Source organism: Sphingopyxis sp. J-6, assembly GCF_046603995.1.
GTDB lineage: Bacteria > Pseudomonadota > Alphaproteobacteria > Sphingomonadales > Sphingomonadaceae > Sphingopyxis.
Map to the genome: position 1 here is coordinate 2131928 of NZ_CP145810.1, position 11332 is coordinate 2143259.

At 65.5% G+C, this 11332-nt stretch carries 10 protein-coding genes and 1 tRNA gene; 2 read left to right on the plus strand and 9 right to left on the minus strand.

The features are described 5' to 3' along the window. Positions 1-52 precede the first annotated feature (52 nt). From V6U71_RS10215 to V6U71_RS10225, 3 genes are all read right to left on the minus strand, one after another. Positions 53-128: transfer RNA gene (locus V6U71_RS10215), tRNA-Ile, on the minus strand. A 67-nt stretch (positions 129-195) separates the two neighbouring features. Continuing rightward, entirely contained in the window at positions 196-1200 is a 1005-nt protein-coding gene (locus V6U71_RS10220; protein WP_411342141.1) for a polysaccharide deacetylase family protein, read from the minus strand. A gap of 53 nt (positions 1201-1253) precedes the next feature. Continuing rightward, positions 1254-2891: a histidine kinase dimerization/phospho-acceptor domain-containing protein gene (locus V6U71_RS10225; protein ID WP_411342142.1), complete on the minus strand. Its 1638-nt coding sequence runs from the start codon at positions 2889-2891 to the stop codon at positions 1254-1256. A gap of 183 nt (positions 2892-3074) precedes the next feature. Here V6U71_RS10225 and V6U71_RS10230 point away from each other — a divergent pair, with 183 nt between their 5' ends. Then, the gene (locus V6U71_RS10230) at positions 3075-3548 is read left to right on the plus strand and encodes an Lrp/AsnC family transcriptional regulator (protein ID WP_054727273.1); all 474 of its coding nucleotides are present in this window, start codon (positions 3075-3077) and stop codon (positions 3546-3548) included. Positions 3549-3620: 72 nt separating this feature from the next. On the opposite strand, the gene V6U71_RS10235 is transcribed toward V6U71_RS10230, so the two are convergent. Then, positions 3621-4922 carry a tetratricopeptide repeat protein gene (locus tag V6U71_RS10235; RefSeq protein ID WP_411342143.1) on the minus strand — a complete coding sequence of 434 codons (1302 nt, stop codon included), beginning with the start codon at positions 4920-4922 and terminating at the stop codon, positions 3621-3623. A gap of 177 nt (positions 4923-5099) precedes the next feature. After that, the gene (locus tag V6U71_RS10240) at positions 5100-5393 is read right to left on the minus strand and encodes an Hpt domain-containing protein (protein WP_411342144.1); all 294 of its coding nucleotides are present in this window, start codon (positions 5391-5393) and stop codon (positions 5100-5102) included. A 68-nt stretch (positions 5394-5461) separates the two neighbouring features. On the opposite strand from V6U71_RS10240, the gene V6U71_RS10245 reads away from it, so the two are divergent. Next, the gene (locus tag V6U71_RS10245) at positions 5462-7831 is read left to right on the plus strand and encodes a hypothetical protein (protein WP_411342145.1); all 2370 of its coding nucleotides are present in this window, start codon (positions 5462-5464) and stop codon (positions 7829-7831) included. Positions 7832-7920: 89 nt separating this feature from the next. On the opposite strand, the gene V6U71_RS10250 is transcribed toward V6U71_RS10245, so the two are convergent. The 4 genes from V6U71_RS10250 to V6U71_RS10265 all read right to left on the minus strand — a co-directional run bounded on the left by V6U71_RS10250 (position 7921) and on the right by V6U71_RS10265 (position 11330). Next, positions 7921-8541, minus strand: coding sequence for a DJ-1/PfpI family protein (locus tag V6U71_RS10250; RefSeq protein ID WP_411342146.1), 621 nt, complete (start codon positions 8539-8541; stop codon positions 7921-7923). 94 nt (positions 8542-8635) lie between these two features. Next, positions 8636-8896 (minus strand): DUF1467 family protein, encoded by a 261-nt coding sequence (locus V6U71_RS10255; protein WP_054587883.1) that lies wholly within the window; start codon positions 8894-8896, stop codon positions 8636-8638. 17 nt (positions 8897-8913) lie between these two features. Beyond that, positions 8914-10548 (minus strand): ribonuclease J, encoded by a 1635-nt coding sequence (locus tag V6U71_RS10260; protein ID WP_411342147.1) that lies wholly within the window; start codon positions 10546-10548, stop codon positions 8914-8916. Next, on the minus strand, positions 10545-11330 hold the full coding sequence (locus V6U71_RS10265) for a type III pantothenate kinase (protein WP_411342148.1): 786 nt from the start codon (positions 11328-11330) through the stop codon (positions 10545-10547). The genes V6U71_RS10260 and V6U71_RS10265 overlap by 4 nt, the downstream gene beginning before the upstream one ends. Positions 11331-11332 lie beyond the last annotated feature (2 nt).

Consider the following 11332-nt stretch of genomic DNA (forward strand, 5'->3'; position numbering starts at 1 on the left):
GACCGCGATCGGTTGCAAGATGCAAGGGAAATGCCTGTGCGGCGGGAGAAAATGGTGGGCCCGGCAGGACTCGAACCCGCAACCTAGCCGTTATGAGCGGCCAGCTCTAACCATTGAGCTACAGGCCCCTCCTTTACCCGGCGGGGTGTGCGGGCGATAGCGGAGCACGCGGCGGATTGGCAAGCCGCAACGCGCTCAGACCGCACTTGCCCTGCGCTCGGCCATAGCCAATATCTCCGCCGCGGTCGTCGCTTCGACCCCGCGCCGCGCCAGATGCTCCAGCAAGACGTCCCACCAGCGATAGAAGAGGTCGAGATCGGCAGCGCTGCGGACATAGGGCGTGTTGCCGGGCTGCAGCGACGGCGAATGAAAGGAGAAATTGAGGATCGGGACCTGCTGGTCGAGCGCGATATCGACCGCGCGGCAGGCGCGCTCGGCGGGGATACCCTCGGGCGTCAGGGCGATCCGTTCGACCAGCCCCAGCCGCGCGAGCGCTGCGCCGACATGGGTGCCTTGCCGCGCAAGCCGATGGTAAAGGCTGCTGCCCGCCCGCCCGAGCAAACCGCCGAACACCGTCGTCACGGGCACCTCGAGGATATCGCCCTGCCCGGCCGGCATCCACCAGGGTGCGAGCGGCGCGCCGCGATAGTCGGGGCCATGTCCGGCGCGGTAATCGAAGCCCGAGCGGACCGACGTATCGCAGCGGAAGCCGAGTTCGGCGAGGATCGCCGCCGTTTCGGGGCCAAGGCCATAGCGGCCCGCCCGATAGACGAGCGGCGAAAGGCGAAAACGGTCGCGGATCCCGTCGCGCAGCGCCGTCATCTTGGCGCGCTGAAGTTGGGCGGGCAAGTTGCCGGTATAGCTGTTTTGCTCGCTCACCTCCTCGTCGTGCGGCGGCGTCACCCAGGGATGAAGCTGCGCGCCGATCTCGCAGCGCCCGTCCGCCGCCGCAGCGCCCAATATCTCGACCGCGCGGTCGTCGGTGACGATCGGCCAGTCGACCAGATAAATCGGCCGCACGCCTGCGCGCTCGAACCACGCCTGGCATTCGGCAAGTGCTGGAACCGAGTCGAGGCGATAGCCGCTGCGCGCGAAGGGCGCCCGCCAGTCGAAATCTTCCTCGGTGTCGATCGTCACCCAGAAGCGCGGCCGCTCGCCGGCCCCGAGCCGGATCAGACTCGACGCTGCTGGTTGTGCCAAGAGATTGCCCGCAGGCTGCACCGCAATTTCCCCCGTCGGCCCCGGCCCGCGCTCTATTCGCTTTGCTGGACGTCCAGCCCGCTGCCAGCGCCCGGGTTGGCCGAGGGCAGATGCAAGGTCAAGGCGTTATGCCCGATTTCGAGTCGTCCCCCGGCGCCGCGCGCGAGGCTGTCGACGAGACGGAGCGAAAAGCCGAGGCTGAGAATAGCCGCGCCGGGCGCTTCGCCTTCGGGACTGAAACCGGGATCGAGCAGGTTGGCGGCGGTCGCGAAGCGAATCGACGCCGGACGGACGATGCGCAGTTGCAGCATGTCGTCATGCGCCGTTTCGGTGACAAGCTGGCCGACCATGATCGTCCCCGGTTCGGAGACATCGACCAGCGCAGTAAGCAGGCGGCCGATCATCCGGCGCGCGTTGGCGTCGCCCGCGCGGGCGAAAAACGACCCGCCGACGCGCGAGATGCTGAGGTCGATCCGCTGTTCCGCCAGCAGCGCGGCAAGGTCGTGCTCGACCTGCGCCACGATCGCCGCGACGTCGACCGTTTCGCCGGCGGGCTCGCCCGACCCGCTTTCGCCGGCCCGCGCCGCAGTTTCGAGATCGTCGATGATCGCCTGGATCGAAGCCGCGTCGGCGACGATCGTCTCCGCCATCCCGCGATACGCCCCGCTGACCGGACCGAACATCTGCCCCGAGATGATCTGGGCAAACCCCGAGATCGCGTTGAGCGGGCTGCGCAGTTCATGGATGAGCTGGCGGATCGAATCGCCCGAATCCGGCGCTGCCGGATGGCCGTAGGGCGTCTCGTTGCGGTAGGGCCGCCGCGCGGTGCCGCGGTACCCCCGAAACTGTCCGGTCGCAGGGTCGAACCAGGGCAAAGCCGAGAAACGCCACTCGCCTGCATCAGCGGGTGTGCCGTCGAGGATCATGCGCGCGTTGATCATCTCCGCCCGCTGGCGAAACGCGCCGGCGGCAACGCCATCGGTGCCCGGCTCGCCGCCGAAGGCAGCCTCGGCGATCGACAGGCCGATCGCGCTGCCGCGTGCGATCCCTTCGACCCAGTGGATGACGCCATCGGGGCCGGTTTCGAAAAGGAAACCAGTACGCGGCTTGCGCGCCGCCGTCGGCTGACCGCGCGTCGACTGGAACTTGTCGATCCGCCGGACGAGTTCGCTGATCTGGTTCGACCCGGTATCGTTGGCCGGGGAAGCCGCGGCGATTTCCGCGCCGGGCTCGGCCACGGCGAGCGGCGTTTCGATCGCATTCGCCGGCTGCGGCAAGGCGACCGATCCGCTGCCGAGGCTGGCCAGCGCGCGGCGGACATTGACCGGCAGGTCGTCACGTCCGGCAAGGATCGACCGCGCCATCGCGCCCGTCGCCGGGAGCAGCGCGAGCCAGTCGGCTTCCGACAAACGCGCGCCGCCGAGCATCGCGGCCGATACCGCGGGCACGTCGTTGGCATAGAGTGCGACAAGCGGCGCGAAGCGGCCGTGGCGAGCGATCGCCCGCGCGCAGTCGCGGCGGACATTTTCGGGGACCTGCGGCCGCAGGACGGCGAGCGCGTGCAAGCTGCGGCGAATATCGCCATCGCGCAGTTGATTGCCGCGCTGCGCCAGAATATCGGAGAGTTGACGCCACGCAGCGATACTCGCCCGGCGGTCCGAAGGCGCCTGGCGCAAGATGGTCGTAATCATCGAGTCAGCAGTCACGCGAAGCCGGCCCCACCCTCATTTCGTTGGTTAGCGTATCCTTAGCGGCTAGCGTGAATCAACGGGTCATGAAAGCACCTTAACCATCCGCGTCGCATTGTGGGACAATTGCATTCGCCTGAAATAATATTATGGTCAGCGGCTTGCAAGGACAGCGGAAGTTACAAAATGGCGAGCCAAAAATTCGATCAGATCGATTTGCAGATATTGGGCGAGCTGCAAAAAAACGGGCGGATGACGAATGTGGAACTGGCGCAGATGGTCGGGCTGACCGCCCCGCCGTGCCTGCGCCGCGTCCGTGCACTCGAAGAATCGGGGGTTATCCGGTCGTACCACGCCGACCTCGACGCCGCGAAGCTCGGCTATGGCATCACGGTGTTCGCGATGGTCAGCCTGCGCAGCCAGGCCGAGTCGGACCTCAAGGCGTTCGAGGATTATGTCGGCGGCCTGCCCGAAGTGCGCGAATGCTATATGCTGAACGGCGAGATCGACTTCTTGCTGAAGGTTGTCGCGCGCGATCTCCAGAGCTTCCAGTCGTTCCTGACCGCGCACCTGACGTCGGCGCCCAATGTCACCAGCGTGAAGACCTCGCTGACGATCCGCACCGCAAAGCAGCTCGCCGGCATCCCTGTCGAAGACTAGCCTGACGGTCCGCAACAAAAAATGGGCGCCGTCCGGGGAGGACGGCGCCCATTTTTGCATCAGGTAAAGGAATCAGCTTCCCGTTGCGGGTGTCGCGGCGGGCGCCGGCGCGGCACCGCCATCGACCTTGATCACCCACAGATCGGCAAGCCGCTTGCGGGGGCCGGTGACCTGCGCGAAGCTGGCTTTCGCACCGGCGGCATCGCCGGCCAGCGCCTGCGCCACGCCCATCCGGTAGGTCCAGAGCTCCTTGTCGCCGCCGGCGGCGATCGCCGCCTTGTAGAGCGGCACCGCATCGGCATAGCGGCGATAGCTGACCAGAGTGTCGCCGGTCGCGCCCGCGACCTTCGGGTTCGACTGCGTCGAAGGCTTGGCGGCATAGGCAGTGAGCGTCGATTCCTCGTCGCCCGCGCGTTCGCCCTGCGTCTTCGCGATTCCGTCGAAATTGGGGTCGGGCGTCGGAATGACCTTGCTCGCCTTGCCTTCGGCGACCAGCGCAACGACTTCGCCCGGAAGCGCAGCTTCGGTAGCAAGCGCCGCATATTCGGAATATTCGGGGCGCTGGAGCATCGATTTGGTCGCGCGCATCAGCCGCAGCGTGTCGAGCGCGATTTCCTTGTTCTCGCCGGTCTGCTGCAACAGGATGAACAGCGTCTGGCGCCACACTTGCGGCTGATTATAGTCGCGCATGCGGAGCGTCATCAGGTCGAGCGCCTCGGGATTGCGGTTCGCCTTTTGCAGCGCCTGGATCGGACGCACATAGAGCTCGTCCGAGGGACGCTGTCCGGCGGCACGGCTGGCTTCGATGCCGGCCTTGGCGATCGCGAGCCCCTGGTCGAGCTGGCCCTGCTGCAAATAGCTGTCCATCAGCAGCAGCGGCAGTTGCGCCTCGGTCGAACCCGCGGCCTTCGCCGCTTCGAGGCGCTTCACCGCCTTCGCATAATCCTTGGCGCCATAGGCAAAGTTGCCCGAGAAGAAGTTATAGCTGCCGGCATTTTCGGCCGGCGTGACGCCCGTGTCGAGCATCGCGTCGAGCCCCTGGCCCTGCACGGCCTGATCCTTGTTCAGGATACCGAGCTGGAGCTGGTAGAAGCCGGCGAGATATTTGTCGTCGGGGGTCGTGGCCGATGCCTGGCCTTCGGCGAGCGCGGCTTGCAATGCGGCGGCGTCCTTGGCCTTCGACGCTTCTTCCATCTTCTTCGCGGCGGGGATGAAGCCCTTGCTGACCGAAATGCCGCCTCCCTTCGCGGGCTCTTCCTTCTTGTCCTTGTCCTTCTTTTCCTTGGCACCGGCGGGGGCAGCGGACATCATCAGCGCGCAGCCCAGCGCAGCGGCCATCGCCGTCGCGGGCATCGAGCGAAAACGCTTGAACATCGAAATCTCTCCTCAAAGATACGGCCGCCTCGCCTCGGCACACAAATGGGCTCGGCCGCGGTTCGGTAACGCGGCTAAACCCGTCGCGTTGCCAAGGCAAGACAGCCGGGGTCGATATTTATCATGGAGAGGCGCGGCTGAACGGGGATTGAACCCGGATCGGCGCAAGTGGAGCGATCAGACCTCGTCGATCGCCCGGTTGATCTGGCGCAGCACCGCCGGATCGCCGGGCGCGCCGGCCATCGCCGCTTCGGAAAGCTGGATGAGCGGCACGATGCCGAATGTCGCGGCCAGCCCCTTCAGCCGCAGGGCCGCGACGTGCCAGTTCGCATCGCAACGGGCGCGGCGCATCAGATCGGCCAGCTCGCGCGCACTGCCGGTAAAGACGCTGCGCAGTTCGAGCGTGATCGCTGCGTCGTCACCGACGGCGGAACTCAGATACCGGTCGAGAGGGCCACTATCGAAAGACATTCCACAGGCTTGGCAGCTTGTGGTTAAGTTTCGGTTTCTCGGGCGTCATTTGGTGCTAAGATGGGGGGATGACGGGGGAAAAGAAGATCGTCGGATTGTGGCGGGATTCCGCGGCAAACCAGGAAACGGCCGGCAATGTTCCGGAACAGGCCGCTGCGCCCGAAGCAGCGCCTGCGCCCGAAACTGCGCCCGCCGCCGAACGGGATTGGCTGGATATGTCGCCGCTTACCGAAGCCGAAAACGCGGACGACGCGAGCGACACGCATGCCCCGCCCTCGGCATGGCGCGATCGCCTCGCCCCGGCCCTTCTCATCCTGCTCGGGGCGGGTTGGACATTGTTTGCGCTTTATGGTGCGACCGGCGGCTTCGCTGCGGCGCCTGCGGCGGAGGCTTGGCCGGCGCTGATCGCCACCATCTCGATGCCGCTCACGCTGCTCGCCATATTGTGGATGGCGCTGCTCCGGTCGAGCCGGTCGGAACAGGCGCGCTTCGCACGGATCACGACGTCGCTTCGCAACGAGAATATGATGCTCGGCCAGTCGATGCATTCGCTCGGCCTCCATCTCGCCGACGCGCAGAAACAGCTCGCCGAGCAAGCGAAGATCGTCCAGCAACTCGGTCTCGACACGGTCGCCCGGTTGCACGACAGCAGCGACCGCCTCGCCAGCAACGCGTCGGTGATCGCCAACGCGCACGACCAGCTCGCGCGATCGGGCGACGTCGCGATGCAGCGGATGGACGGGCTGCTCGCGGGCCTGCCGCGCATCGACGATGTCGCGCAGCGGCTCGCGGTGAATTTCCGCGAAGCCGGGCTGGTCGCGCACCAGCAGGGCGCAAATCTCGAGGCGCGACTGGCGGCGCTCGGCGAGGAAGCCGCCAAAACCGCCCAGACCAGCGAAGCCGCCACCACGAGCGTCCTCGAGGCGATGGTCGCGCTGCAGGGACAGACGAAGGAAACCGAAGCCGACCTGCTTGCCGCTTCGGCGCAGGTTACCGGCGCGCATGGCACGGCGCTGGCCCAAATCGCGAAGGGCGCCGCGTCGGCACGCGACGACATGTCGGCAACCGTGGCCGCGGTGACCGGTCAGATGGACGAGAGCTGGCGACAGTTCCGCGACGGCGTCGATGCCGCTGCCGCGCAGATGGACGCGAAGCTGGCAGCGGCACGCGAAGCCGGCGACGCGATCGGCGATCAGTTGACGGCCCATGGCGAAGCGAGCGAAGCGCTTGCTGCCCGCATCGGCGCGCATGTCGCCGACGTCGAACAGCAGCTTGCCGGTCTCGATGCCAGCGTCGCCAAACGCACCGACGTGATCGGCCGCGCCATTGCCGATACCAAGGCGCAGCTTGGCGCCTTTGCCGATCAGGTGACGAGCGGTAACGGCTCGGCGCAGCAGCTTGTCGGGCATGCCGAATCGCTGCTCCTCGCGCTCGATGCGGTGACGCGCGAACTCGACGAGTCGCTGCCGCACGCCCTTGGCCGCATGACCGCGCATGGCAAGACGACGCAGACCGCGCTGTCCGAACTGCGCCCGATGCTCGACGCCTCCGAACTCGTCGCACAATCGACGCTGTCGCACGTCAATGCTGTGCAGGCGACGCTGAAGACCAACGAAGCGCAGATGACCAGCCATGCCGAGAACCAGCGGCTGCTCGTCGAGCAGGTCAACGCCGCGCTTGCCGAAGCCGATGCCGCTTTGGCAAAGCTGCGCGACGGCGCCGACGACTTTGCTGAACAGGGCGGGGCGCGGATGATCGCGACGCTGGCCGAGGTGCGCAGCACCGCCGATTCGGCCGCCGAACAGGCGCGCGAGACGCTCGACCGGCTGATCGCCGGCGCCCGCGAGACGATGCAGGCGACGGCCAGCGACGCGATCGATGCGGCGTTCAAGACCGAGATCATGACGCAGCTCAACGCGATCGAGGACGCCTCGCAGCGCGCGGTTACAGCCGCGAACGCCGCCGCCGACCGGCTGATGCGCCAGTTCATCACGATCATGGACACGAGCGCCAGCGTCGAGCAGCGCGCACTCGAAGCCGAACAGGCAATCGCCGCCTCCGATCGCGATTCGCTGGCCAAGCAGGTCGGCGTGCTGACCGAAGCGCTGAAGTCGACGGCGATCGACGTCACCAAGATCCTCTCGACCGAGGTCAGCGACGCGGCATGGGACGCCTATCTGAAGGGCGACCGGGGCGTCTTTGCGCGGCGCGCGGTGAAGCTGATCGAAAATAGCGAAGCGAAGGAAATCCTGCGCGTCTACCAGAATGACGACAATTTCCACGCCGCCGTGAACCAGTTCATCCATGATTTCGAAGCGATGCTGCGCCTGCTGATCGGCGCGCGCGACGGGTCGGCGATCAGCGTGACCCTGCTGTCGTCGGATATCGGCAAGCTCTATGTCGCCATGGCGCAGGCGATCGACCGGCTGCGGAACTGATTGCGCTCAGACGGAATCAGACGGGCTACGGGTCTCGACCGATTGCGGTCATTCAGAACGCCGAAACAGCGGTCGAATGCAGCCGCCTGTTAAGCCGCGCGTGCATCCTCTGCGGCTAAGAAGGGAGTGATCGCTGCTAATGCCCTGTCGATGTAAAGTTCTTTCTCACCGACCGGTGCGACGTAGTTCATAGCTTCCGCGGCATCCTCAACCGATGCGCCGCGAGCGATCATCCACATTGCCAAATATTGAGACGCCAAGCATCCGCCTGCTGTTGCCACATTTCCATGCGCAACGAATGGCGCGTCGATCACGTTGACCCCAGCCTCGACCACCCAAGGTTTCGTAGTCAGGTCCGTGCAGGCCGGCAGTTCTCCAACCAGGCCGAGTTTGGCTAAGATCAGTGTGCCCGAGCATTGAGCACCGATAAGCTGGCGCGAGGGATCAAGCTTGATCCGGTCGAGCAGATCAGCATCCGCCGCGATGTCGCGAGTTTTCAATCCGCTGCCAATCAAGACAGCATCGGCTACGCTTGCGAACTCGATTGGCTTCTGGCGGCAAACTGTGACCCCGTTCATCGAAGTGACCTCTGGGGTCGGTGAAGTGATGTGCGCAGCCCAGCCTTTGGGTTTCATGCGGTTTAAGATCGCTGCCGCAACGAAGCTATCTAGCTCGTTGTAGCCATCGAACGTGAGCACCGCGATCTGCACTTTAACCTCCTGAAATGGTAAATTGGGATCGCGCCTCTATCGCATTTCGCGCTTTTATGCACGTCCGCTCAACATCCCCAATTCAGACGGCGCTTCAAGCCCGCCCGCTCAGCACATCCGGATCGGCCCAGCCATTCACATAAGCAAGGTAATAGAGCCCGAAGGCGACCGTCGCGACGATCGTCATCTGCAGCAGGATACGCCGGGGCCGGAAGCTCGCGGGAGCGCCGGGCTCCTGCCCCCGCACCAGCGGCGTGCTCTCATCGCTTGCCCGGCGCCCGTGAAACGGCAGCACGAAAAAGGCGCTGAATGCCCAGAACAGCAGATAGATGGCGAGTGCCGAGGTCCATTTCATCGTCGTGCTTCCGTATCTCAGATATCGACGAGCATGACGTCGACGATCGGCTTCTTGCCTGTCCAGTTGGTCGCGACGCGCCGCACGCCGAGCCGGATCGCCTCGCGCAGTTTCTCTTCATCGCGCGCCGGGCCGGTAGCGGCCTGTTCGGCGGCTTCGCGGAGCTCGTCGACGAAGGTTTCGCGCTCGTCCTCGACCGGAACGCCGCGATAGCTCACCGCGCTGTCGACGAAGCGCTTGTCCGAAAAGATCACCGCGACCGAAATCTGGCCGTTGAGCGCCAGCTTGCGCCGTTCGTTGATCGTCTCGCCGTCGGCGGGAAGGATCACGTCGCCGTCGAGGATAAGCCGCCCCGAACGCACGCGCTCGATAATCTTCGCAGGCCCCGGCGACAGGCGGACGAGATCGCCATTTTCCTGAATCAGTGCGTCGGGCACGCCTTGTTCGAGCGCAAAGCGCGCCTGTTCGTGCATATGACGGATCTCGCCGTGCACCGGCACGACCAGCTTGGGCCTGAGCCAGCCATAGAGCGCCGCAAGTTCGGGTTGCCCCGGATGGCCGCTGACGTGGATATGCGCCTGCTTTTCGGTCACCGTCAGCACGTCTTTCGCCGCGAGCTGATTCATGATCCGCCCGATCGCGACCTCGTTGCCGGGAATCTGCTTCGACGAAAAGACGACGGTATCGCCCGCCTCGAGCTTGATCTGGTGCCCGTCGGAAGCCATGCGCGCCAGCGCCGCGCGCGGTTCGCCCTGCCCGCCAGTGGCGATCACCATCAGCTTGTCGCGCGGCAGCCGCATCGCCTCGTCGAAATCGACCGTCGGCGGAAAATCTTTGAGATAGCCCACCGAGCGCGCGACCCCGAGGATGCGGTCGAGCGAGCGCCCCGCGACGCACAAGGTCCGCCCCGTCGCCTTGGCGACCGCGCCCAGCGTCGCCAGCCGCGCGGCGTTCGAGGCGAAGGTGGTGACGACCACCCTGCCCTTTGCCGCGCCGACCGCCTGCGTCAGCCCCTCGCGCAGCCCGCCCTCGCTGCCCGAGGCCTCGGCGTTGAACGCATTGGTCGAATCGCAGACGAGCACATCGACGCCCTCGTCGCCGATCGCGGTCAGCGCCGCGGCGGTCGCCGGCTGCCCGAGGATCGGCTCCTCGTCGAGCTTCCAGTCGCCGGTGTGGAAAACGCGGCCATAGGGCGTGTCGATCACCACCGCGCTCATTTCGAGGATCGAATGCGCCAGCGGGACCAAACGGATGCCGAAGGGCCCGATCCGGAAACTGGCGTCGATATCGACGACCTTGATCTCGACCTCTTTCTCCAGCCCTTCCTCGGCAAGCTTGTGCGCGATCAGCCCCGCGGTGAAGCGGTTGGCATAGAGCGGCACGCCAAGGTCGGCGGCCAGATAAGGGATCGCGCCGATATGGTCCTCGTGCCCGTGGGTCAGCACGATGCCGAGCAAATCCTTCTTGCGGTCCTCGATGAATTCGAGGTCGGGCATGACGATGTCGATGCCGGGATAATCGTGGCTGCCAAAGGTCACGCCAAGGTCGGCCATGATCCATTTGCCGTCGCAGCCATAGAGATTGGCGTTCATGCCGATCTCGCCCGAGCCCCCCAATGCGAGGAAAAGCAACTCCTTGCCGGGGTTCGTCATCTGTTCTGGTTCCGTTGGTTATAGAGGTGCATCAACCCGTTGAGCGTCAGATCGGGTTCGATACGGTCGAACAACTGCGCTTGTTCCTGGAACAGCGTCGCGAGGCCGCCCGTCGCGATGACGGTAAGCGATCTACCAATCTCAGTCTTCATCCGCGCGATGAGGCCTTCCATCATCGACACATAGCCCCAATAGACGCCGATCAGCATCTGGCTCTCGGTGGTGCGCCCGATGACGCTATCGGTTTCGGGCGCTTCGATGGCGATACGGGGCAGTTTCGCCGCCGCCGCAACCAGCGCTTCGAGCGACAAATTCACCCCCGGCGCGATGATGCCGCCGAGATAGGCGCCGTCCGGCCCGATATGGTCGAGCGTCGTCGCGGTACCGAAGCTGATGACCAGCTTGTCCTTGCCCGGCGCGACCGCCTGCGCCGAGATGGCGTTCACGGCCCGGTCGGCGCCGACCGACTGCGGCTCGTCGACCTTGAGCGCGATGCCCCAGGTTACCGGGTCGCGCCCCGCGACCAGCGCATCGACGCCGAAATATTTATGCGCGAGCAGTTGCAGATTGTGGAGCGCGCGCGGCACCACGGTCGAGATGATCACGTCGCTTACTCCGGCGCGGTCGTGTCCCTCGATGCGCAGGAGCTGGTCGAGCCAGACCATATATTCGTCCGCCGTGCGCCGGTCGTCGGTCGCGATCCGCCAGCGTGCCAGCAGTTCGGTATCGCGAAACAGCGCGAATTTGGCGTTGGTGTTGCCGACATCGATGGCGAGCAGCACGG